The 23,871-nt window shown below is 41.2% G+C and carries 22 protein-coding genes and 1 tRNA gene; 5 read left to right on the plus strand and 18 right to left on the minus strand.

What is annotated here, in order from left to right; translation table 11 throughout:
* Position 1: 1 nt before the first annotated feature.
* The gene (locus tag DI060_RS05425; protein ID WP_108974543.1) at positions 2-1,252 is read right to left on the minus strand and encodes a PQQ-dependent sugar dehydrogenase; all 1,251 of its coding nucleotides are present in this window, start codon (positions 1,250-1,252) and stop codon (positions 2-4) included.
* Positions 1,253-1,389: 137 nt separating this feature from the next.
* On the opposite strand from DI060_RS05425, the gene DI060_RS05430 reads away from it, so the two are divergent.
* Entirely contained in the window at positions 1,390-1,698 is a 309-nt protein-coding gene (locus tag DI060_RS05430) for a transmembrane 220 family protein (protein ID WP_108974545.1), read from the plus strand.
* Here the strand turns inward: DI060_RS05430 and sufB are convergent.
* The 4 genes from sufB to DI060_RS05450 all read right to left on the minus strand — a co-directional run bounded on the left by sufB (position 1,689) and on the right by DI060_RS05450 (position 7,488).
* Entirely contained in the window at positions 1,689-3,095 is a 1,407-nt protein-coding gene (gene sufB / locus DI060_RS05435) for a Fe-S cluster assembly protein SufB (protein ID WP_108974547.1), read from the minus strand. The two genes, DI060_RS05430 and sufB, sit on opposite strands and share 10 nt — an antisense overlap.
* Before the next feature lie 18 nt (positions 3,096-3,113).
* Positions 3,114-3,707 (minus strand): peroxiredoxin, encoded by a 594-nt coding sequence (locus DI060_RS05440; RefSeq protein ID WP_108974549.1) that lies wholly within the window; start codon positions 3,705-3,707, stop codon positions 3,114-3,116.
* Between the two features lie 149 nt (positions 3,708-3,856).
* Positions 3,857-5,071, minus strand: coding sequence for a Crp/Fnr family transcriptional regulator (locus tag DI060_RS05445; RefSeq protein ID WP_108974551.1), 1,215 nt, complete (start codon positions 5,069-5,071; stop codon positions 3,857-3,859).
* 29 nt (positions 5,072-5,100) lie between these two features.
* On the minus strand, positions 5,101-7,488 hold the full coding sequence (locus DI060_RS05450) for a hypothetical protein (RefSeq protein ID WP_108974553.1): 2,388 nt from the start codon (positions 7,486-7,488) through the stop codon (positions 5,101-5,103).
* Positions 7,489-7,641: 153 nt separating this feature from the next.
* Between DI060_RS05450 and DI060_RS05455 the strand changes: the two genes are divergently transcribed.
* Positions 7,642-8,046: a PaaI family thioesterase gene (locus DI060_RS05455; protein ID WP_108975650.1), complete on the plus strand. Its 405-nt coding sequence runs from the start codon at positions 7,642-7,644 to the stop codon at positions 8,044-8,046.
* Positions 8,047-8,054: 8 nt separating this feature from the next.
* Positions 8,055-8,141, plus strand: a tRNA-Leu gene (locus DI060_RS05460).
* 9 nt (positions 8,142-8,150) lie between these two features.
* Here the strand turns inward: DI060_RS05460 and DI060_RS05465 are convergent.
* The 7 genes from DI060_RS05465 to DI060_RS05495 form a co-directional block, all read right to left on the minus strand.
* Positions 8,151-8,906 carry a hypothetical protein gene (locus DI060_RS05465; RefSeq protein ID WP_108974555.1) on the minus strand — a complete coding sequence of 252 codons (756 nt, stop codon included), beginning with the start codon at positions 8,904-8,906 and terminating at the stop codon, positions 8,151-8,153.
* Positions 8,903-10,228 carry an N-acetylmuramoyl-L-alanine amidase gene (locus DI060_RS05470; RefSeq protein ID WP_108974557.1) on the minus strand — a complete coding sequence of 442 codons (1,326 nt, stop codon included), beginning with the start codon at positions 10,226-10,228 and terminating at the stop codon, positions 8,903-8,905. Before DI060_RS05470 ends, DI060_RS05465 begins: the two co-directional genes overlap by 4 nt.
* A gap of 35 nt (positions 10,229-10,263) precedes the next feature.
* Entirely contained in the window at positions 10,264-11,022 is a 759-nt protein-coding gene (locus DI060_RS05475) for a hypothetical protein (RefSeq protein ID WP_108974559.1), read from the minus strand.
* A 63-nt stretch (positions 11,023-11,085) separates the two neighbouring features.
* The gene (locus DI060_RS05480) at positions 11,086-11,739 is read right to left on the minus strand and encodes an O-methyltransferase (protein WP_108974561.1); all 654 of its coding nucleotides are present in this window, start codon (positions 11,737-11,739) and stop codon (positions 11,086-11,088) included.
* Positions 11,736-12,581, minus strand: a complete 846-nt coding sequence (locus tag DI060_RS05485; protein WP_108974563.1) for an MBL fold metallo-hydrolase — start codon at positions 12,579-12,581, stop codon at positions 11,736-11,738. The genes DI060_RS05480 and DI060_RS05485 overlap by 4 nt, the downstream gene beginning before the upstream one ends.
* A complete protein-coding gene (locus DI060_RS05490; protein WP_108974565.1) occupies positions 12,581-13,993 on the minus strand; it encodes a M16 family metallopeptidase in 1,413 nt (470 codons plus the stop codon). Before DI060_RS05490 ends, DI060_RS05485 begins: the two co-directional genes overlap by 1 nt.
* Position 13,994: 1 nt before the next feature.
* Positions 13,995-15,542, minus strand: coding sequence for a M16 family metallopeptidase (locus DI060_RS05495; RefSeq protein WP_108974567.1), 1,548 nt, complete (start codon positions 15,540-15,542; stop codon positions 13,995-13,997).
* A 24-nt stretch (positions 15,543-15,566) separates the two neighbouring features.
* Between DI060_RS05495 and DI060_RS05500 the strand changes: the two genes are divergently transcribed.
* Together DI060_RS05500 and DI060_RS05505 are read left to right on the plus strand one after the other, a co-directional pair.
* A complete protein-coding gene (locus DI060_RS05500) occupies positions 15,567-16,253 on the plus strand; it encodes a hypothetical protein (RefSeq protein WP_108974569.1) in 687 nt (228 codons plus the stop codon).
* The gene (locus DI060_RS05505; RefSeq protein ID WP_244594294.1) at positions 16,231-16,692 is read left to right on the plus strand and encodes a lipoprotein; all 462 of its coding nucleotides are present in this window, start codon (positions 16,231-16,233) and stop codon (positions 16,690-16,692) included. Before DI060_RS05500 ends, DI060_RS05505 begins: the two co-directional genes overlap by 23 nt.
* Here the strand turns inward: DI060_RS05505 and mpl17 are convergent, their stop codons facing one another.
* The 6 genes from mpl17 to mnmA all read right to left on the minus strand — a co-directional run bounded on the left by mpl17 (position 16,693) and on the right by mnmA (position 23,869).
* Positions 16,693-17,085 carry a cell surface protein MPL17 gene (mpl17, locus tag DI060_RS05510; RefSeq protein WP_108975654.1) on the minus strand — a complete coding sequence of 131 codons (393 nt, stop codon included), beginning with the start codon at positions 17,083-17,085 and terminating at the stop codon, positions 16,693-16,695.
* Between the two features lie 10 nt (positions 17,086-17,095).
* Complete coding sequence (locus DI060_RS05515; protein ID WP_108974571.1) at positions 17,096-18,250, minus strand: DNA methyltransferase; 1,155 nt, start codon at positions 18,248-18,250, stop codon at positions 17,096-17,098.
* Positions 18,251-18,347: 97 nt separating this feature from the next.
* Positions 18,348-19,289: an RluA family pseudouridine synthase gene (locus DI060_RS05520; protein WP_167836927.1), complete on the minus strand. Its 942-nt coding sequence runs from the start codon at positions 19,287-19,289 to the stop codon at positions 18,348-18,350.
* Complete coding sequence (locus tag DI060_RS05525; RefSeq protein ID WP_108974576.1) at positions 19,286-20,467, minus strand: PilZ domain-containing protein; 1,182 nt, start codon at positions 20,465-20,467, stop codon at positions 19,286-19,288. Before DI060_RS05525 ends, DI060_RS05520 begins: the two co-directional genes overlap by 4 nt.
* A 3-nt stretch (positions 20,468-20,470) precedes the next feature.
* Positions 20,471-22,723 carry an alpha-hydroxy-acid oxidizing protein gene (locus tag DI060_RS05530; protein ID WP_108974578.1) on the minus strand — a complete coding sequence of 751 codons (2,253 nt, stop codon included), beginning with the start codon at positions 22,721-22,723 and terminating at the stop codon, positions 20,471-20,473.
* Between the two features lie 6 nt (positions 22,724-22,729).
* The gene (gene mnmA, locus DI060_RS05535; RefSeq protein ID WP_108974580.1) at positions 22,730-23,869 is read right to left on the minus strand and encodes a tRNA 2-thiouridine(34) synthase MnmA; all 1,140 of its coding nucleotides are present in this window, start codon (positions 23,867-23,869) and stop codon (positions 22,730-22,732) included.
* Positions 23,870-23,871: the final 2 nt, after the last annotated feature.

Genomic DNA, 23,871 nt, shown 5'->3' on the forward strand with positions numbered 1-23,871 from the left:
TTTATTTCTTGAGAGGAACGAATTTCATGATTTTACCTGATTGGTAGTCAGCTAAAAATAAATCACCGTTCGGATCTTGCCCAAAGGTTGAAATCAGAACATTCCACTTACCTAGAGTATATACCTTTTCTACTTTTGTTTTTGCATCTTTGGGGAGATCAAAGGCCCAAATTTTTCCAGAGATAAAATCTCCAAAGACATACTTGCCTCGTAAGTTAGCTATGTCTTTGGCTAGGTATTCGTAACCTCCCGTAATGGATTGACCATCCCCTCTTCCGTATTCATAGATGGGGCTTGCAAACTCGCTTTGGTTACAATTGGATTGGTAACAATGATTCCCCTCTGTTTGTGACCATCCGTAGTTTTTTCCAGATTCAATGATATCTATCTCTTCATAAGCATCCTGCCCCACATCTGCTAAAACCAATGATCCTGCGGAGGAAAAGGAATATCTCCATGGGTTTCTAAGTCCATATGCATAGATCTCGGGTAACACATCTGCTTTGCCTACGAAGGGATTATCAGAAGGGATTGTATACGCAGTGTTTTTTGCTGTATCGGCTTTCGGATTGATTCTCAAGATAGATCCTAGCATCGTTTTCGTATTTTGTCCGTTGCCTTGTGGGTCGCCACGCAATCCACCATCTCCCCAACCAATGTAGAGCATTTTATCTCTTCCGAAGGCAATCTGACCCGCATTGTGATTTGGATATGGTTGGCTCACTTTGAGGAGTATTCTTTCCTTATCCCATGACATCTTTTCGAATTCATCAGGGTTACGGATTGTCCATTCTGAAATGATGCTTGTGTCCTTTCCATTTTCATCTTTTGTATAATTCAAGTAGGCATTGGGCACCTTAGGGAAGTCTGGATGAAAGCATAATCCTAGTAGGCCCAACTCACTTTCCGAAACCACTTTCAAACTTAAAAGTGTTCTTTGTTTTTTTTCCTCTCGATCAAAGACGATCAAATTGCCTTTCTTTTCAAGCAAGAACATATAACGTGAGTTTGTTGGATAAAATTGAATATCAGTTGGTTCCTTTACGCTCGTAACTTCTGATAAGGAAATCTCAATTTTCTCTCGGTTAAGGTCCTCTGCTAAAAAAACAGGAGAGGAACTAAAGATGGGGTTTTCGGTCTCGTATTTCTTAGCGAAAACCTTTATCATCTTGCTACCGATCTCTTCACATTGCAATAGAAGGGGTAAGAAAAAGAAACCTAGGACTCGGAGATAGATTGTAGAAAGCTTCATTGTATTTACTAAAATTATTTTGGTAGCGAAACGGAATGCAATGAAAATTCAATGTGAGTCTAAGCTTTTCTCTTCCTGATTTTTTTCTTTGTCATAAAGAGATTGGCCACTCATATGGTCTATGAGAGGCGACACCTGTGAAGATTTTTTCTTATGTAGTGATTCCTATTTTTCTTTTGTTTGCATATTGGCAGTTAAACGACCCAGATCCCTATTTATGGTTTCCAATCTATTTGTTTGTTGCCGGGATGGCAGCGTATCGGCTGAAACGAACCATACCTAAAAAGGTTCTTTTTCCAATTGTGTTTGCCTATTCCGGTTTTGCCATTTACCACCTAATCATCGCTCCCTACTATGCCATCGAAGTCGAGGAATATAGAGAGGGATTGGGATTGTTGATCTCGGCTGCTGTTTTACTTGTTCTGGGAAAGCGCTCTCAGGACTGAGAGTTCTGGTCACTAATTACATGGCCATCTTCCAAAATCATGCGTATCAGCTTTGTCATCTCAACAGAGTATTCAACGTCCAAATGTTTTGTAACGCCTTCACAAAAACCATTGATGATAAGGAGTTTGGCATCGTCTTCGCCTAAACCTCTTGACTGTAGATAAAATAGCTGGTCCTCATCTATTTTGGAAACGGTGGCCTCATAATTTAGCGTTCCATCCTCACCTGATACATCATTGTATGGGTAAGCATGGGATTGCGACTTATTGTCCATCATGAGCCCGTCACATTTGATGTGGCTATACGAACCTTTGCTAGAAGGTTCAAATTTGACAAGACCTCTGTAAGAATTGATGCCTCCGTCGAGAGCAACACCTTTCGCTAATATATTGGATCGGGTATTCTTTCCAACGTGGATGATTCGTGCACCTGTATCTTGGATTTGGCCAGCCCCTGCAAATGCAAGAGAAAGAACATCACCTGTGGAACCATCTCCTTCTAAAATAATACCTGGGTATTTAATGGTGTTTGCACCAATGTTACAATCTGTCCAGGTGATATGGGCTCTCTCTTCACAGAGACCACGTTTCACTGTCCAGTTGTACATATTTTTCTTCCAATTTTGGATGGTCGTATAAAAAATCTTGGATTCTTTTTTGGCAACTAACTCAACTACGGCTGTATGGAAATTGGTACCTTTATCTTGAACGGATGTACATCCTTCGCTGTATTCCAAATGTGCACCCTCATCTGCGATGAGTAACGTTCGTTCGTATTGTCCGGAACTAGCAGCTGTTACTTTAAAGTATGCTTGTAAAGGCATAGGGGTTTTTATGCCTTTGGGGATGTAGGCAAAGGAACCACCACTAAAAACACAGGAATTGAGTGCAGAAAATTTATTGTCACCAATAGTAACCACAGTGCCAAGGTATTGGCGCACAAGCTCGGGGTATTCTTTCACTGCAGTATCAATGTCGCAGAATATGATTCCGAGATCAGTTAACTCTTTTTTTACATTGGCATAGATCGTCTCGGAGTCGTTCATCGTTTCGATGCCCGCTAGGTACTTTCGTTCATGCTCAGGGATTCCCAATTTTTCAAAACTTCTCAATATCTCAGGGTCAACTTCATCCCAAGATTTTTTCTTTTTTTGGTGGGAGCCTACGTAGTGTACATAGTCATCTAGGTTGATATGGAATTGGGGGATGAAACCCCAAGTCGGCATTGGTTTTTCTAGGTATACCTGGAAGGCATTGAGACGAAACTCAGTGAGCCAACCAGGTTCATTTTTTATGTGTGAAATGGACTCAACCACTCGTCTGGTGAGGCCTTTGGGAAAGGAATCAGCGGCGTAGAACTCTGGCTGTGTATCTTGTATTGCTTCGGTTGTGGGCATGATTCCAGTCTCTCCTGTTTAGTTCACAGACGCAAAATAAGCTTTTGATCCAGTAGGATCCGCTTTCATGGTCTTTTTACCTTCGTCCCAGTTGGCAGGGCAAACTTCACCATGTTTTTCCACAAATTGGAAAGCTTTGATCAGACGAAGTGCTTCGTCAATATTTCGTCCCACAGGAAGGTCATTGACCGTAGCTTGGCGGATCACTCCATTTGGATCAATGAGAAAGGTTCCTCGTAGGGCAACGCCAGCGTCAGGGCCAGATTCTACTAATACTCCAAATGATTTTGCGATTTCTTTGGTTTTGTCAGCGATGAGTGGGTATTTGATTTCTCCAATGCCACCCTCTTTTCTTGCTGTCTTCTTCCAAGCAAGGTGTGAAAATTCACTATCAATGGAAACTCCTAGCACTTCTGCGCCGAGTTTTTTGAAGTCTTCCAATTTTGAATCGTATTCAATGATTTCCGTTGGGCAAACGAATGTGAAATCGAGTGGATAAAAGAATAGGACCACCCACTTTCCTTTATAATCAGATAGTTTGATTTCCTTAAAAGTATCTCCGATGACGGCTACCGCCTTAAAATCGGGTGCTTGCGATGTCACTTGTGGCATGTGTCTCTCCTTAGAATTAGTCTAAATTCTCTATTTAGATTCTGTCTAGAGGTTTTTTGGCAAAGGAATTTGGTTTCTTGGGAAAATTTTTAGAGTGGGAAGGCAAATCGGCTGCTAAAAGCCAATCTACCAGGCAAAAATCCTTGTGACTAAATGATTTTGGCGATTAGATTCCCACTCCTGGATTTATGCGCGCCTAATTTCTCTTCGATTCTTTTTTTATGTTTTACCGTGATTTGGTTTGCTTCAATTTTTAGATTTGTATCAGAAAGAAACTCGCGAATCGTTTCAGACTTAATCTTCAATAAACCACACATGTTGCATAACTCCTTCAAAGAGAGAGGAATGGTAAACGAAGCCTCTGCATTTGTCAGGGAGTTCAAACCTTTACGGATTTCTTGGTCTCGGATCATTTTAAAGACCATTGCATAGAGTCGAATGGTAGGAGATTCCATTCTTAAAATGATCAATCTTTGGTGGGAGAACCAAATCCTACGAGCAATGCTTTCAAAGATCTTTTGCAGAAGCGACTCTCCGACGGATTCAAAAATGGTTTCGGGCGTGACACGTAGGATGGTACAGTCTGTATCCGTGATCGCGGAAGCCATACGGGGAGCACTCTCGATGAGAGACATCTCGCCAAAAATTTCCCCAGCCGATAGAGAATCGATTACGTATTCGATGCCACGTACGATGCTAAACAACTTCACGTTCCCTTTTAAGACCACAAAGATGTCTTGGTCCATTTCATCTTGTAAGAAGATCACCTCTCCCTGGGCAAGGTCCATTTTCTGGCTAGTCCATCGCAGTGGTCGCTCTGGATTGGGGATGGTTTTCAGTAAATCCTCTGCTTCCTTCTGGAAGGATGGTTGGGGGTTTTGTTTTGCCCAATCCAAAAATCGAAATAAAGAATGCGAAGCAAGCTTTGGTTTTTGCCATTCTAAATAGATTTTCGCATTTTGAATCAATTTCTCTGGATGGTTGGATCGATCAGCAGGTAAATTTGCTTTGGAAAGATTTTTTTGTAGTGCTCTTAACTCTTGGGAATATAATTTTAAAATCTTTAGCGCAAGGTCCTTGTGTTCTTTTAAATAAGAACCTAACATACGTATGGGGATTTGTAATAATTCAACTTCGGTATCAGCAAACAAGGTAACCAAGTATCGATGCTCTGTAAGAGCCGAAACTAGGCCAAAACTATCGCCAGGTTCGTAATAGCGGAGATCGTGGTCGATCTGGATATGCTCCGAATCAACAGAAACTCGGCCGTTCTTCACAATGAAAAACAAACCAGGGTTCACTGCGTTCTGAACGACGATGGCCGCTCCCTTAGGGTACTGATTGATTTTAATTGTATCGTTCATGAACTTCGCTATCCTATTTGAATAGAATTCTAACCACCTTTAGCCATCAAGAACTTCTCCATAAATTCGGTGATGTCTCGGATGTTTCGATTGATCATCTTTCTAAGTTCTGGTGGAATATTTTGGGACTTGATAACTCGATAATAATTGAGTGCGTTTTTCAGCATCTTCCTTCTAGCAAATTCTTGAGCCTTCATGAGCATAGGTTTGTATTTATAATATGAGTACTCCATGATAGAGTAATTTTTTGAGAGCCTAAATGCATGGGGTATCTTACTAAAATCATAAGTAAGGGTCAAAAAAGGTGCATCATCTGCTTCTGGCGGCTTTAATTCGAGAACCCCATGGATGACCTTTTCAGGCTCTTCTTCCAGTTTTTTGGACATTTCGTCCGAAGATTCCTTTGGCTCGGAAATCTCACCTAATTCACCATCTACGAGTTCAATTTCGGGAGGTTCTGCATCAGGATCAAATTCCTCTTCCGCTTCCTCTGTTTTTTTAACTCCTCTCTCGCGGTACAATTCTTCAGGTTCTGGCAAACCAATCTTGAGGGCCTCTTCTTGAGGTCTGGCACCACTTCCTGTTAACTCAACCTGAATGGGTTCATCTGTTTCAATGACAGTTTCCGCTTTCGCTTTTTTGGGATCTATGGCATCGGGAAGGCCTATCAGAGGAGCGTTTGGATCGGGAGGAATTTCTGCTTGTACGGGATCTGGTAAATCTAATTCTTTTCGAAGTGCTTCCGTGGTTTTGTCAAACCAATCATCTTCTTTTTCAATCCATTCATCTTCTTTTTTTGGCTCTTCTTCAACAGCACTTTCCGGCAAATTCAACTTAGGCGGAGTTGGTGGGAAGAAGGGAGAAAGCATATCATTGAGAGAGGGACTTGGAAAATCCTCCAATGCCTTTGCTTTTTCATTTAACTTTTCTAATGCTTTTTCTTTGAGATATTCTTCTCTCTTTTTGAAAAGGTCTACCTTTCGTCTATCTTCACCAGAACGACGGTCTTTACGTCCCGCCTTGTTCTCCCGTCGATCAGGGTTTTTTCTCCTCTCTCCTCCTATCCTTCGGTCGACTAAGGGAAGTCCTCTGAATTCCTTCCACTCATCAGAAAAGAAGGTGTCTTCAGGAAGTTCTAAGTCGGAGATTTCTTTATTCGGAAGATCTTGTTTGGCTTGTTCTAATTGCTTTGCTAATTCCTCACGGCGTTTCTTTTCTTCTGCTTCTTTATTTTCAAGGTCAGGAAGTCCCAAATTTTGGTTTGGTACTGCTTGGGACCCAGGTAGAAAAAGAGGGCCAACAACACCTGGCATAGCACCCGGTACTCCCGATGGAAGGGTAGCACCTTCTGGACTCATCAAACCTCTGTTTAATGATTTCAGCAAACTTTCATAGTTTTTCTTTTCTTGGCTCGGGTCTCCACCAGGATAATCAGAAATAGGTGGTGCTTCTTTTAAAAACTGATAGATTACTGGGTGCAGAAATTCTGGGCTAGTAGCACTCCCTGCAGCTCCTGAATTTGGCAGCGAAATGGGTGGGTTTGCGGCACTCTGCTGTGTTTGCCCTGGAGAAGAGCTCTGGGCAAACTGTATGGCTTTGGCTATGGAGTCAGCAAACACCTCCGCCACTTCTCGCATGGCACCCACAAAATCAGAGAGGCCTGATTCAGATTTCGGTGCCTCTTCACGTTGAACAGGCGTTTTGTCCTTTCCCTTTTTTTTAGGAGGCGGGCTTGGTTGGCTATCAAGAAAGTCTTCTAAATCCGAGATATTCTGTTGGATTTTGTTTTTAATATCCTCATCTGGGATACGATCACCTGTTCTTTGGTAGATCTCAATTGCGTCGTCTATGAAATTTCTTTCTGCAAGAGCCTCCGCATTCATCAAAGGACGTCTATGAAAGGAATACTTTGAGTTCTTAGAGATGATGTCATCTACAGGGAAGGAGATATCAGGGCTATCTTTGGGTGGACTCTGTTTAGTCTGGGTTTTTGGTTCTTCCCCATACTCGCCTAAAGGGAGTTCTTCGAGAGAAGGTTTGCTCTTTTCTTCCTTTCGGTTCCTGCGCCTACGAGCGGATGGACTTTCCTCTTCCTCTTTTGCACCATCCTCCAACCAATCTTGAAGGGATGGGGAATCAGGAGATAGGGCCTTTGCTTCTCCTAGGCCTTGTTTCTTTGCTTTGTCCGGACTTGTTTGGAAGGGAACTTCCGCTCCCCTGCCCCCTAAAGGACTTTTCCCACGGGAAGGCTCTGGGCTTGAGGGGCTTTTTGGGCTCTCGGATTTTCTTTGGTTACGTCTACGAGAGCGAGCACTGGTCTCTTCTTCGGGACCCTCGGATGCTGGATTTTTGATCACATTATAGAGCCCGGCTCCTGCACCCGAAAGGCCAAGTAACATCATTAGTGTTGTGATCATATCATTAGGGCCTATCTTATTTTCGAGGATCTAGACCCTAGAATTGAGTTGGTTTCTTGAGAAATCCAATCCTTTCTTAGGAAAAAAGGGCTGAACTGACCATCAGTCCATTTTGTGCTTGACAGGGGCAATTTTTTTTTCTGTTATGGTGGCATGAAATCCGTAGCCAAAAAAAATCTAAGCTTCGCCTCCAGCCCAGACAACGGAGATGGTTTGCAGTTGAAGATCACCTTTGACGAGGATACAAAAACTGCGTTCGGGGACTACACCTGCCCGGACAAGTACCAAGGTTTGCCGGACCAAATCCATCCAGGGATCATTTCCACGATCCTAGATGAGATCATGATGAAAATCAATGAAGCAATGAATTTCGAGACCACCACAGGGGAGCTCACCATTCGGTTCCTACAACCTGCCAAGGTCAATGAACCCCTCCACTTGCGCGGTTGGTTCGTAAAGAAAAACAAAAAAATCATAGAGAATCGTGCTGAAATCGAAAATGAGATCGGCAAAATAGTGGCTCGCGGAAAAGGTAAATATATAGAAGCTGAAGACTAAGCCAATAAGCCGATGTGGTGGAATTGGTAGACGCAGTGGATTCAAAATCCACCGATGGCAACATCATGCCGGTTCGATTCCGGCCATCGGTACCAACTTAATCGCTAAACTCTTCTCTTTGCCTCAATAAAGAAGTCTTTTTCAATCTGGTCTATGGCTCGTATGATCAGATGCATCTCCTCCAAACGCAAACTCTCAAAAAGTTTTTTCCCTTCTTCCAGGATGCCGATTCCCAGGCGAATGGCCTGGCAATCGTCCTCGGAATATATCTGCGGTTTGCCTTTCATCCGTTCTAAGACGTTTTTCATTATCAAGATAATCTTCTCTACCAATGTTTGGTCAGTGAATATCTGAAATAAGCTTGTGATGTCTTCTCGAAAATCATCCGCATCTTTTTCAGGAATTCTACTTAGAATTCTTTGGAATCCATCTTCAGATTCCAAAGGATCACCAAACTTTGCTTCTTCGTCTGTGGCCTTGAGTAAAATTTCTTCAAAGTGGTGTGCTGTCACATATGCTTGTAAGGCGGAGATACCAGCCTTCAGTGCCTTTGGGAAGTGTTTCCCGAACTGAAATATAGAAGAAGCTAGATTGCCAAGTATTCCCCATAGTTTACTAGGGCTGTGTACAAAACTTGCTAAGGATTGAAAGGCAGCATCCAATCGTTTTCTTTCTTCGTATTCAGGGTAGAGATAGTCCAAGAAAAATTGTATCAAAGAATCAATTGTTTTACGGGGGATCTTTTGGAATTGTGGGTATCTTTGCAAACGATCTTCCGAATAACGAAAGATAAGTGCCTTTTGGTAAACTTCGATCAATTTAGGAAAATTTGGATTTTGAAGGGTATTGTTTTGGCTCAATCTTTTACTACTTCCTGGAAATAATTTTGGTATCGTTCCCAATTGATCCTAAGTCCTTTGGGATGGATAGGGATACTTTTATTTTTTTTGATCTCTAATCCAGCAAACAAAGAATAGATGCCTACAGCCAAAGAAATGGCTACTTCTTTTCGGTTTTTGGTCAAATGGGAAACATCTCTTTTTCGATTGATATATCCGATCTCTAGAAAGGCACAAATCGCATTGGTATAGGTAGGCAAACTGTAGGTAGAAATATACGGCTTTTGGATGGGCCCTACATCAGGGAATGCCCCAGTCCGTTTCTGGATCTGCTCCCTTAGACCATATTGCACAAAGCGCATCAATTCTTTGGAAGCGAAATGATTGTCTCCACCAAATCCTTCCCGACCACCTTCTCTACGCCATGATTCCTGTTTGCCTTTTTCTCTTTCCCAAAATTTTCCTTCTGGTTGAAAAAGTGCATGTGACTTGGCATAAGGGCCTTTGCCATTGGAGGCTGCAATTTTTTCCCATCCTTTTTCATCCGCATAGGACCAACTAATCATGTTTTGGCGGTATCCTTCAAACTGATCGAGGAGAGTTTTTTTGCCTGAACGATCTGTCCAATAACCGTGAAAGTAAATCCATGCATCAATGACTGCGTTCTCCAGTTTACTATGGCCGGAAGCAAATACCAACCAATCCGACCAAGGCAAAGAATTGAATTTAGATGCTTTTTTCTTTCCCTCCGAAATTTCCTTTAACAAAACAAAGGTATTATAACCAGGGGTTAGAACGGCCGCCATGCCACCTTCCTGTCCCTTACTTGCGGGATTCATATGCAAGGAGACTACTAAATGAGGCTTTTTTTCATTGATAAGCGATATCCTTCCTTTTTTTCTTTCACCAGTCTTTTTATCAGGATAATCATACAAACGATAGGCGGCATTTGGATCTGAGGAATTTGGATCGTCCTCATAATTGGATTTCCTAGTGAGATTGGATTTGATGATGATACGTTTCCATTTTTTTGATTTAGAAAAATGGGAGAGGTAGGTTTCAAATTGTTTCCAACCTTCCTCTGTCTCGGTCAAACGTAAAATCTGGTCCAACTCCAAAGCAAGTGGTAACATAATGCCACGTTCCGTTTCTTTGTCGTTCTCTGTGCCTTGTTTGTATTTTTCTAAATAGGTTTGAGAAATGGAGTCATACTTATCTCCATGTTCTGAAATAGGCTCTTTTGCGACCCCGCCGTGACCTGCGTCCACAACGACTGTATACACTGGATTTGCAAAGGCGGATGAACTGAGTGAAAGAAAAATCGAAAATAAAAAAAGTTTCATAACGTAGGCTGAGGTTATCTCTCAGCCTATTTTCCTTATTTACCTGTAGCCTGAGGATTTGAAAAAATCTGGTTTTTGTTGTCGCTAAGGTCCTTGCTGTACTTATCTGTGATCGCTTTTTTGTCAGCCTCGGCTTCTTTAAGATCGCTTAGGATTTTGATCCCAAAATCCTTTGCTATGCGGTAATGCACGATAGATTCATAGTAACGATCCTCTCTAGCCATGGACAGTGCAAGAGATAACTGGTAATAGGCGATTTTCAATTTATGTGTAGATTCAGAAACGTCAATATAGGTATTGGGAAAGGATTTGTTGGCACTGTCTTGCGACTCTGCCATGATCTGCGATTGTTCCACGCTAGTGATGGCATCGGCACATTCCACTAAAAGTGCCTGGGTTTTGGTATCATATACTTTCGCAAATTTACCTAACAAGCCATTCACATCTTTATCTACTTTCTGAATTGCCTTTCCCGAAGCGATATATGCGTGTCTATAGTAGAAACGTAAGGCATTCTGGTATTCTTTTCGGATATTCTCCAAACCAGCCTTTGCATCCGGAACATCTTCTCCGAAATTGGAAGAGATAATGGTTAATAACTTTATGCCGTTTGCAATCCTATCCTTGTATCGTTCCGAAATATCTTTGTATTGTTTCCGTTCGAGATTTGTGCCTTGGTCTAACTTCTCGATCTCCTCGGTGTTTTCCTTGCCAGCCGTCGCATTTGTCGCTTCTTGCGCAAGTAATGGTAGGGAAATAGCCAAGATTAAAATGGAAAGGTACCATGCTCTCATGTTTGATGCTCCTCGAACTTTCGATCTATAAGTGGGTCATTTGAATTCGTTGACTACTATTTTTTAGTTTTTTTGCGTTAACAAAATACCATCTCCTACTGGAAAGAGAGTAAAGGATGCTCCCGATTCTTTCACCCTTTTCCAAGTCGCAAGTACGGCCTTGTCAGAAGGTTTATCTGAATTTGGATCTAAAACTCTTCCATGCCAGAGCATATTATCAAATAAAATGCGAGTGCCTTTTGGGACATGGAAGAAGATTAAATCCCATAGCTCCGGGTAGGTAACCTTATCACAATCAATGAAAAAGAAATCAGCTTCCTTCCAAGTTTGGACATTGCCATACATATAGTCCAAAGCCCAAGCATCAATACGGTGCAAAGAAGGTGCGCTCTCTCCGAAAGCGGATTGAATGCTCTCATCTAAGACGGAAGCTTGTTTCTCATTTCGATCTAAACTTGTATACTTCGATCCGATGGATCCAAACATCATCCAAAGGGTCGAATAACCGATTCCAGTCCCTAGTTCCCAGACATGTTTTGGTTGGACTAAAGATAAAAGATTCTGTAAAACAGCTCCACTAGCAGGACTTATGATAGGCACATTCTTTTCACGAGCGTAGTCCTCTAATTCAAAAAAAATAGGATGAGGTCTATGGACAAAATCAGTATGTATTTTTTCTTCTAAATGAGGGATGAAGATAGAATCTCTTGTCTTCATCGATTGCCTGACTTTGGTAAAAACAAATGTGTTCGCTCTAGAAGTTTAGGCGGCATTTTTTTTACCAACCAATCATTCAATTCCTTAAAACTATATCGTTTGGAGGGATGAATCAAAACAAGTGCTTCATTTTCGAATAAGTCTGCATGTGCCACAATTTCATCCAGATGAGTATGCCCCCACTCCCTTGCTCGTTCGACTCCGCGCTTTTCACAGTAATAAGTACATTCTAAAAATAAAATTTGGCTTTTCCTTACGTCTTCATTCTCGAGAACATATTCAATTTTTGTATCTCCCGAAAAGGAAACCAGGGGAAAGTTTACTTCCTCTGTTGGATCCTTTCCAAGTTCTTTCATCTTGCGAATTTCTTGAGAATCAATGTGAGAAAACTCTTGTTTCAGTTTTCTTTTGGTTTCGAATACAGTATATCCTTGGGACGAAACTCTATGGAAAGAAGGAAGAGCTTTAAAAAAATACCCTGGTTTCAAAGGAATCGATGCATTGTGTTCTAAACCAATGACAGAGTATTGGTAGTCAAAATCTTCCATCTGAGCATAGAGTTTTAAAATTTGTAACAGCTGTTCTTCGATTGCCTTGGGAACGTAAATCTTTGGCGGTGGGAGATTGCGTAAGGATCGTTGCGACACATAGTATGGGATTCCAGCCGAATGGTCTAAATGGGCGTGGGTGAGTAAAATTTGGCTGATATGGATCTTATCAGGATTGAGGGTTCCAAAATCAAAAAGCAAGTCCAAACTGGGAAGGCAGACCGAAGTACGGATTCCACCTTCCGAGATCCCTTCAAAGCGCAGGTTTTTATGTTCAAAAACACTATTTGCCATTATGGCAAAATATCCTCTGCTTGGAAGGTTTGGAAAGACTCTCCCAATGACTTTTTTAGGTCCTTGGGCCCGACGACAAGAGTTGTCAATCGTTCTGGATTGAAGTAAAGTTCACCAACTCGTCTAATATCCGCTAAACTGACATCATTAATGCGGTCACGAAATTCAGGTAAATAATCAGTTGGCATTTCATGGTCGCGAAATCTAAGCTCATTTCGCAAAACCTTTTTTGAATCATCAAATAGGAAAACAAACTGGTTGATAATTGCGTTTTTTGCTCTTTGCAACTCATCTTCTCGGAGAGACTCAATTGCTTCTTTACGGATCAAGTCCTTCATAAGCGACAGTACTTCGGGAACAGATTCTGTTTTTGTCATTGCATAGAATTGGATTGTTCCAAAGCTTTTTTGAAAGTCGGTAGTAGAGCCTGCAGAATAAGCAAGTCCTCTATTGTTTCTAATCTCTCTCATGTAATAAGAATTAAATCCACCACCACCTATGATGTAATTCAGGACTTGAATTGCATAAAAATCTTTATCATTGTGTTTTGGGAGGACACCCATCAAGGCCACAAACGATTGGCTGACATCCTTCTCGATCAATATAGGGGTTTTTAAGGTAGCCTTAATATTTTTTGCTATGAGTTCCGAATTGAGCTCCTCTCCTGTTTGGATAGAGGCATTGGATATCTGTAAGGTATTTGAGAGAGACTTCCATTCTTCAAGCTTTACATCCCCTGAAAGAAGGACTTTTCTTTCTTTCGTTGATAAAATCTCTTTTTGCAAGGTTTGCAAATCTTCCATGCTGACCGCATTCAGCTTTTGAATATCCATACTGCGTCCGAGAAGCGTATTTTTATAGACCCTCTCTCTTAACTTTCTTTGCCCAAGGCTTGTTGGATTGTCATTGCGCCTTCGGATTTCATCTGCTATGCGATTTCTCATAGTTTGGATGATCTCTGGATCTAAGAGAGGTTCATTCCAAAAGGATTGGAGAAGTTTCATTACCTGAGAGTGGTCTTTTTTTAGATAGGAAAGTGATATGACAGTTTTTTCGTAGTCGATGGAAAAACCGAAATTTGCTCCTAAAGCTTCAAACTCCTCCAAAAGTTTTTCTTTGGGATAGGATTTTGAACCAGAATAATGCCAACTATCTTCCAAAAGGCGAATGATTTCCGGGTTTCGGTTGCCCAAATTTTTCTTTCCAAAGTCTATGTAGATTTCTGCATATACGATGGGAAAATCTTGGTCAGGGAGAGCCCAAAGTTCTGTGCCATCTCCTTGTGAGAATTTCAGGATTTCAGGCACCTTTACCTGGAGTGCTTTCAATTCGATATCTTTGACAAAATCCCCCATAGAATAGGCAGAAAGCGAAACAATGGACAGAAGAGTTATGAGTAAAAATCGTTTCATATTATTTTGCCTTCTTTCTGGAATCAACCAGACTGCCTATGGTAACTCGATCTTTCGTTAAATAGTCTTTACATATCTTAGAGAGATCTGCTGATTTTACTTTTTGGATTTCTTCATACTGTTGGAAGATATGTTTCCAGTTCCCATACAATAGCTCGTAATAAGACAATAGATCAGCAATGGTGCCATTGTCATCCATCGTTCGAATGAAATCAGAGATCATTTGATTTTTTATTTTTTTGAGTTCTTCTTCCTTGGCGCCTTCCTCTTGGATCTTACGCAATTCTTCCCAAATAATCGATTCTATTTTTGTGAGGTCTGCACCTGACTGGGGTTTGATGAAAATTGCAAAAAGATTTTGAAACCTTTCACCTGGGTAACCATTGGCCGCCCCAATCGAGTTTACTAACTTCTCTTCCAAAACCAATCTCTTTTGTAAGCGAGAGCCTGCACCTTGGCTGAGTAGGTTAGACAAAACCTCAAAACTTGCATTGTCTGGATGCGGGTAAGGCGGCTTCAGCCAAGCAATCATCATTTGTTCACTTGAAGGATGGATGACTGTGAACCGTTTTTCACCTAAGTATTGTTTTTCTTCTACTTTTAAAGGAGAACTCTCTTTCCCTTTCGGAAGATCTGAAAAGTATTTTTTGATGATGGATTCTGTTTCCACAAAATCTACATCTCCGACAATCGAAATCACCATTTTATCTGGCGTGTAATGTTCTTTAAAAAAGGCAATGGTATCTTCAATTTTTAAAAAGGGAAGAGCAGTTGGATAACCAATGACAGGTTTTCTGTATGGGTGAGACTCAAAGGCAATGGAAAAAAAACGTTCCCGTAATACACCGGCACCACTATCTTCTGTACGCATTCTTCTCTCTTCGATGACGACATCACGCTCTGTATAGTATTCGCGAAGCACTGGATGTTTCAATCGATCTGATTCTATTTTTGCCCACACTTCCAATCGATTGGAAGGCAGTTGGATTTGGTAGTTTGTCACGTCATGGGAAGTATATGCATTAAAGCCTACCTCTCCATTCTGTTCATAGATATAAGAGTCCTCATTTTTTAGAATCAGAGGATCTTGGAGTTCAATCAAGTTTCTCAAGCGTCTACTTAAGGTTTGGATCTCTGTTGTTAACTCTTTGGGAACAGTTTGTCCTCTCAAAAGGAGAGCTCTCTCTTTTAATTTTAAATCATCCAGTCGAGAACCCCAAACCTCGATCTGTTTTTGGTATTTTTCTTCTTTTTGGTAGTCAAGGGTACCTACATTTTTAGTACCTTTGAAGAGCATGTGCTCCAAAAGGTGGGCTGTCCCCGCTACTTCCGGGCTTTCATCTGCACCACCCACTAGAAATTTGATGTACAAGGCCAAAGTGGGAGAGGTTCCGCGCTTCATCATGACCACTCGCAGACCATTTGGCAAAGAAAAGGTTTTGATTTTTTCAGAGAATTGCCTTTCGGAACTTGCAAAAAAATTTGCCTCCCCGAAGATCGAAAAAGCGAAGCAAAGGGAAATGAGAAATACCGGTATGAATTTGAACATCTTCTGCAAGCCTACGAGAGGAAAATGAACCGTAAACTTCTAATTTTTCTGGTTTTTGTCACATATTGTGGAACTTTCAAACCAGCCGATCCCCTTCTCGTGGAACACGCCTTACAAAACGAATCCGATGAAGGCTTTATCTCCCGTGAGTTTTTCCAAGTAAAGGTGGAAGTCCCCTACCCCAACCTGGAACTCTCTGGACGCCAAAGCAGAGAAACCTGTAAACAAAATGCATTTTTGAAAAAAGAAGAACTGGCTCTGCCATTTTTACTAGACGTGCACCGCGAACAATACCAATGGGGAGATGGGTTTGAAACCTACGCGAAAACAAAAATAGGCCAAGCAAGACTCTCCCAAAGCCAAACCTCAGTGGCAAACTCAAGTCCCATCTCCCAAGCTTCCACAGTTTCACCAGGATCGAACACTGTGACAAATTCCATGACAAATGTTGGTCCAAATGCGACCACTGTGGCTCCACAACCAATGACAAAAACGCTTCCGGAGCAAAACAAACAATACATCCAAAGCTTTGGCTGGTTTTTCCAATCTATGTTTTTGTATAAGGAAGATTACTCCTCAAAGACAAAATGTGCTTTCCTATTTCGCCTGATCCAGAAAAATCTTTATGATAAGGTTTTGCAAACAGAACTACCAAAGTCATTGTTATACAAAAATGAGAGTATCCCTGATGAAAAAAATACACGTCCTTAATTTCTTCATGCTTTTCAGTCTTTTGATGCTAACAGCGAACATGTGTAAGTCGGCCCCTAAACAGGAAGACAAAAAACCACAGGAAACGATAGTAACGAAAGAAGAAATCAATGAAAACTCTCCCGAGGTGATTGAGTTCACAAAAGCAAAAGAAGGCTTTATTACTGGGTCTTTATTCCAAGTTGCCGTTTCGAGTGTGTTATCTGACTCGGATGCACGACTAAATGAGGCAAGGTCCATAGCAGAGCAAAAGTCATTGAATCTTTTGAAAACTTACGCACCACCCATCTTGTCAGAGAAAGGCAAAAAAGAATTACGTGAAATCTCAAAAGAAGGAAAGATCGTGGATAAAAATATCTCGATTGGTGGACGTTACTTTTTCTTATACCAAATCCAGAGAAAAGATTTAAAGCAACTTGTTACTAGCGGCCTTGAGTGATCAAGGCACACTGATTTGTTGGTTCAATTTCGCGGGTATACAGATATTCTTTTTGAAATTGCAATAGAAAAGTTTAGCATTCACTTCCAAACTTCCTTTACCCGTTAAGGCTAATGGAAGTGGTTTAACATATTCAAAATATTCTAATTTTTGAGGATGTGTAGGCCCTTGCAATTTTAAGTCTGCTTTTTTCACTTCCAAACCGTCTTTCCCCGCCAAAAGAATTTTATGTGGAGCTTCCTTTTGGAATCCATACCCTTGTGGCAAATCAAGATTCAATTCAAATGTACCATCTTGTTTCTTTTTTACAGAAAGTGAAATCGGATGGTCTGCCAATTGAGCAGAAACTGGCAAAGAGACTGCCAGTACAAGTGAGAGTAAAATAAACTTCATATTCTTTAGACTATCTTTTTTGGAGAACGACACAACGATTTGAGTTTGTTCCTTTTTCATTGTTCGAAACTTGCCAGCAATTGGACAGCTTGGTGAATTGTTGGGTATGAATGAATGTTTTTGACCAGAGTAATCCAGTGCCCTCTGCCATCCGTACGACATCTTCATCCAAATTTAGAATGTCTTTACCTTTTTTCACTTCCCCAACTTCCATGACCATATGCGCCCCTTTCTTTAGAACGCGGCTTGACTCTTTCAAGGTTTGAGCAATGAAACTGTTCCATTCAGCATGGCTACTAAAGACACTCAGTTTTCGTTCCTGATTTTTGGGAATATCCAAAAACCAGTGCCTTAGCCAATTGTCACCTTCATAGTCAACTTTATCCAAAAATGGAGGTGAAGTCACAATCAAATCAATAGAATCAGATTCGATCTTTTCCATTGCATTCGCTGAGGACAAAATGTATGCATTGTTCTTTGAAAATTCATGATAAAATGGAGGTAGAGGTTCGGCTAAATCTCGTTTCATTTTTTGAAAAATTCTAGGTTTAATCTCTCTATACTCCGGCTCTTGGTTTCGCTTAAGATTATTTTTTTTCTGGGCTTCCCAAGGTATGGAAACCTGTGGGAAGGTATAAACCGAAAAAAACCCAGTGCTATGACCATGTAATCTCGATAAGGCGATAAGTCCTAAAAATTGCATTTCAGGACTATGGTCTTCTTTAAGGTATTTTTTAAATTTTTTGATCTCTGCTAAGGTTTTCGGATGATAAAAAGCAAGTAATCTTTCATCACCTTCTTCTTCTGTATAGGTACCCGACAGATCCAAAGATTTCAATTTTTTGTCCAAATCCTCTAATGGAGGTACGATTTGTCTAGATTGTGCCAAAAAAATCGAGAGCGGATGGATATCATTGTGAACGGCAACGTGACCTTCTATGTTTGCCTGAACAGCTGTTGTTCCACGGCCACCAAATGGATCTAAGACCTTGGATTTCTTTTTCTTTAGATATTGATTCATAAAAAAAGAAGGTAACTCTGGCTTAAACGATGCTCGGTAACTAACTGTATGATGGAGTGAATGACCTTGTCTCTGTTTTGCGGTCCAAAATTCACCCATGACGAATTTAGATTCGTCTTTAAATAATCTCTTTGCTCCTGCCATCCTTTGCAAAAGCCTCCTTCTCTTCTAAGAAAAGAGTCGGTACAAAGGGGAAAACTCCTGGAAGGTTTTTTAAAAATTAGAATGGGACATAGTACATTTAATTGAGAAGTAATGAAAGCTCATCTGGAAAAGGCAGATGGAAAGAATATTTATGATCAGATACATTGTCGCCAAACTCCAAATAGGTGGCATGTAGGGCCTGACGGGTATGCCCTAAGCTTTCTACAAACCCACTTGTATCACCTGTTTTTGCAAAGCTAAGAAAAAAGGATTCGTCTTTACCATATAGTTTATCTCCAAGTACTGGATAGCCTAAACTATACAGAGTAGCTCGTATTTGATGAACTCTACCTGTTCGTGGATACACCTTTAGATGTGAAATATCTTTCTCTTGTGAATAATGAATTAATGAAAAGTGAGTTTCTGACTCTTTCGAATTTGGGAAGCCATACGGCGAATATTTTTGCTTTTTTCTTACAATGGAATTCTCTTCCTTTCCGATAAAGCCAATGGCTTCTAACTCGATTGGAAATTTTCCATATACTAAAACCTCATATTCTTTTTTCACGAGCCTTTTTTCAAAGGCAGATTGGAGATACAATTGCCACTCTTTGTTCTTTGCAAATACCATGATCCCCGAAGTCTCTCTGTCTAGTCGATGCACAGGGAAAATTTCTTCTGAATTCAAATCTGCCTTTAGGAAGTTTAGTAAGGTTTGTGTCCGATATTTGCCTGCAGGGTGGACAGGTAAGTTGGCTGGTTTATCTACAATCAAAAATTGATGAGAATCATAGAGAATTTTATACTTTGCATTTACAGTAGGTTCGGAGAAAGTTTTATCTTCTGGAGTGTAGGAGATCAAATCCCCTTTCAAGACAAAATCGTCTGCGCAAAGAACATAACCGTTTCGTTTTACACGTCCCTCATGGCAGTGGCGGCCCCAATCCGATGCGGAATAGTAAGGAAACCTTAGGTGTAAATATTCTAATATAGGAAAATTATGATATTTTTCAGGTACAAAACTAGAATATGGCTTCACTCTTCTGATGATTCCGAAATCTCTTTCTCTTCCTGTGTAGTATGGATTTCAGAAACATCTTTTTGTGGAGGACTATCCTCCTTTGCTTCTTCATCCGGGTGATTGCCATTTCCTGATTCTTTCTCAGAATTTTTTCCCAAAAATTCCTCCAAGATCCGAGTGTCTTCTTCCGTTGGATTGTAAAACTGACATCCAACGCGGTAATTGGTCTCTTGATTTCGGATATTTTTGATGATGCTCCGAAATGTAGCTTTTTCGTTAGGTCCGAGGATTAGGTCAAAAATAATTGTGCCATTCATCGTGACGTTACGACTAAATGCTCGTGTTGGTGCATGGATAAAACTGATACCACCAGCACTTAAATCTACAACGCTACACTGCTCTTTGGATTCTTGGAAGACTCCTGTCGCAATAATCTCTTTCGCCAATGTTCCAGAAAACATTGACATTTGGTCAAATACCTCTGGCTCGAATGATTTATGGGAAAGTATTTGGACATAACCGACACTTATGTAACCCTTATAACGAATGGGCACACAAATCTCTGAGATTAACTCATCTGGCAATTTAGAAGTTTCGAAAATTCTTAAATACTCATCAAATGGAAGGTACATCGGATTTGCAGTAGACTTGTTTTTGCGATCAACGATGTAAATTGGCTTTTCATAATGTTGCATCAATCGAAGTCGGTTGTCTGCTCTACTTGTTAAATAGATGGAAGAATATGGAAATATTTTTGAAAGTTTTGTTCGAAAATTCAATAGCACTGCATCTACTTTTTTATCATCAAAGCCGATTGCTTTCGAGACATCCAAAACATTGATTAAATTTGTAACTGTGAGGCTAGAACCACCAGACTTGGCGAGATCAACCCTTGCACCTTGTCTAGTTGCAGGAACGATCGTTATCTTCAAAGGTTGTAAGATTTCGATACCTTGGCCATCTCCACCTACTAAGGTAAATTGAGAAACAAACCTACTTCCGTTGTGCACAAGAGTGAGAATACGACTTTTATTTGCAATGGGAGTATTGTTGCTGATCACTAGTGCTTTGTTTTTTAAAGCTATGATCTTTATAGGGGTTTCCCTTGTGCCAACGACCATATAAACCGGAAGTTTACCAAACAAAGCGGCTATGACTTTAATCATCCCTTCCGGATCTATGATCTCTTTATTCATCTATTAGTTCCGATACTTGTGTCTCAGGAATTTAGAGGAAATCATGGAAAGGTCTTTTGCGCCCGTAATGCTCATGCTCTGCTTCAGCTCCTCGGTGTAACGGTTTAAAAGGAAACGAAGTCCAGCCTCCTCCCCTCCGACCGCAGCGATGGCTACAGGTCTACCAATTAACACAGCCTTTGCACCAAGAGCTAACATCCGAAATACGTCCATTCCACTTCTGATGCCACCATCCACTAAAACTGGAAGTTTATCGTTCACGGCTTCCACAATTTCAGGCAATACTCTAGCTGTCCCTGGTAGACCATCTAACACTCTACCCCCATGATTGGAAACAACAATTGCATCAAATCCGAACTCGGAAGCCAATTTTGCATCGTCCGTACTTAATATACCTTTCAATAGGAAGGGAACTTTCACTCGGCTTCGGATTTTAGCCAATTGTTCAATGTTTCTCGCAACGCTTCCTAGGTTTTTGTTTGCCATCGTACGAAAGTTAACGGCATCAATGTCCATTCCCAAGGCAAAAACGCCTGCCGCCTCTGCCTCCAACATTCTTTCAAGTAGGAGAGCTTCGTCCTCTCTCGGTTTGCAAATCAGGATGCCTTTTCCTTCGACTTTTTTCAGTGCCTCAATCATCACCTTATATTTGTCGACGCTAGCACCATCTCCTAACCAAGCCAAGGAGCCAATTTGTTGAAAACTTCTCGTTACGATCTGGGCATAGTCGAGATCGGACATTACATAATTCATATTTGTCCCAACTCCTGTCATGGGAGCTGCCATAATCGGAGTAGCCAACGGAAACGAAAGGAAGGTAGATCGAATATCAGGTACAATGTGTTCGCGAATATAGCTTGGTATGATGTGAAACTCTTGCAAAGCAGAATAATTATCCTGGAATGTGTCCATCTTGCCCACTGCACCCATACCAGGCACACCAGAAGCACAATTGACTCCATCACAAACCTTGCAAACCCAACAAATGTCCTTTCCAAACCTTTGTCTTGCCAAATCATTGACTTCTTTTTCGCTTACGGAATACAAATCGTCCACTTCGAAGCGAATGGTATCTTTTACTTTCTGAAAGATAGCCTCCGCCTCTGCGAGGGTATTTGCTGTAATGATTACGTGTCCTGACTTTTCGATGTTGTTTGTTGGCTCTTTTATGAGATCTCCTGGTTTGGATTGGAGAAAGATCGCATTTACACCATCAATTTTTTTTACATCTTCAGCACCTTGGACATTGACTAACTTTCCTGGATTGGCAATGAGGGATCTCTCAATCGATACTCTTTCGATCACTGGGTCAAGATTGTCCGGTGTCTCACCAAGTGCTATGAGTAAAGCCGCCCGATTTAAATTCACACCAGTTGACAAAGGATAGGTGAAAGCCGACATATAACCACCTGATAAACGAGCAGCAATTTCACCTACTTTCACTCCAGTCTTTGTGACTTTGATATCACCTTTTCCTGCACCTAGGTTGATGCCCAAGGCCTTCATACCAGCAACCATCACCCTTTCGACCTCAGCTAAAATCTCCTTGGGAAGTGCGGAGGGCATATTGTGCCCAATCTCTACAAAATAAGGCTCTCGTTCAATGATCCTATCGGCAATGCCTGTCATCCGAATCTGTCCATTGAATGCTAAAGCATCCACCGATAATTCGGGCCCCTCCATATATTCCTCTAAAATGAGCTCCCCCGTGGGACAGAATCGTTTTGCATGGCGGAAAGCTTGGGGTATTTCATCCTTATGGTTAACCTTAATCACCCCTCGCGAACCCATATTGTCAGCAGGTTTCATCACGAGAGGAAATTGTAAAAAAGCAAGTGCATCTTTTGCATCTTGCAGTGACCAAACGGGAGCAAAGGCAGGGATGGGTACAGAGTGTTCCTTCAAACGTTGCCTCATCTTTACTTTATTTGAGGCAGCTTCGGCATCCACAAAACGTATACCTGGTAAACCAGCAGCGGAGGCAACAGCTGCAACTGTCATAGACGCGTCTGTCCCAGCAGTGATCACACCATGTATCGGTTTGTTTTGGAGATACCGTTTGGCTTCACGAACCATACCCTCTACATCTTTTGTGGACATGATGATTTTTTCGTCGGCAATCTGAAATCCGATGGAATTTGGATTCATATCTGCGACTAAGGTACGAAGTTTCATTGTTTTGGCAGTTTGGATGATTGGAAGCTGAAGGTCCCCACCACCAATGATAAGTATTGTTTTTTCAGCGACTGACTTCAATCAAACCTACCCTATATGATTCGCAAGATCCAAATGGTTTTCTACTTCCTTGAAAGTGATCGATCCTTTCTGAATGATTCCGCCAGCCAAAAGATAATCACCACCAACAGGGTAAAAGGTTGCAGATTGACCAGGTGTTACACTTCGCACATTCGTTAAAAATTGCACAGACCAAAGTTCGCCATGGGAGGTCACCTTACAGGGAACAGGCTGGCTTCTATATCTGATTTGCACCATCATGTCGCGAGTTTCACCCCTTTCCATTTTTGATTGCGCTTGGTAGCAAATATCTTCCAAGACAAAAGACTCACAGTAGGTCTCGATTTCCTCACCTAAGACTACTGTTCCATCGTCCTCAATCGAAAGTACATAGAGAGGATTTTTCCATGCAATCCCTAATCCTTTCCTTTGTCCTATGGTAAAGCCTTCCTTTCCTTGGTGTTTGCCTATGATTTTGCCATCTCTGAGTTTAAAAAAGCCAGGTGTGAATTGCACTCCCTTCTTTTTCAAAAAACTCCTATAATCATTTTCGGGAATGAAGCATATCTCTTGGGATTCTGGTTTATTCGCAACAGGAAGCCCCATTCGAGATGCAAGAGCTCTGACCTCTTCTTTAATCATACCACCCAAAGGGAAAACCGTATTCTTTATATTTTCTTGGCTCAATCCGTACAAATAGTACGCCTGGTTTTTCTTTCCATCGACTGCATTTTGGATGGCATATCTTCCATTGATCTCAATCGTACGTGCATAGTGACCAGTTGCTATCTTTTCAATACCTAATTTTTGAGCTTGTTCAAATAATGCACCAAATTTCACAAAAGTATTGCATTCAACACAAGGGTTAGGTGTTCGTCCATCTTTATAATCTTCAATGAATCGATTGATGACCCTTTCTCCAAATACCTTTTCCATTTTGATCACATAAAAAGGTATATTGAGAGACAATCCAACGTCCCTAGCATCCCTGATGTCCTCAGGGGAACAGCAGGATTTTTTTGTGGTGTCACAGGCGGGAGCTTCATATTCCCAAGTTCTAAGATTCACTCCGATCACATCGTAACCTTCTTCCATGAGAAGCCCTGCCGCCACAGCACTATCGACTCCCCCACTCATAGCTACGATGATCTTGCCTTTGTTTGCCATAT

The organism is Leptospira ryugenii, from assembly GCF_003114855.1.
Taxonomy (GTDB): Bacteria; Spirochaetota; Leptospiria; order Leptospirales; family Leptospiraceae; genus Leptospira_A; species Leptospira_A ryugenii.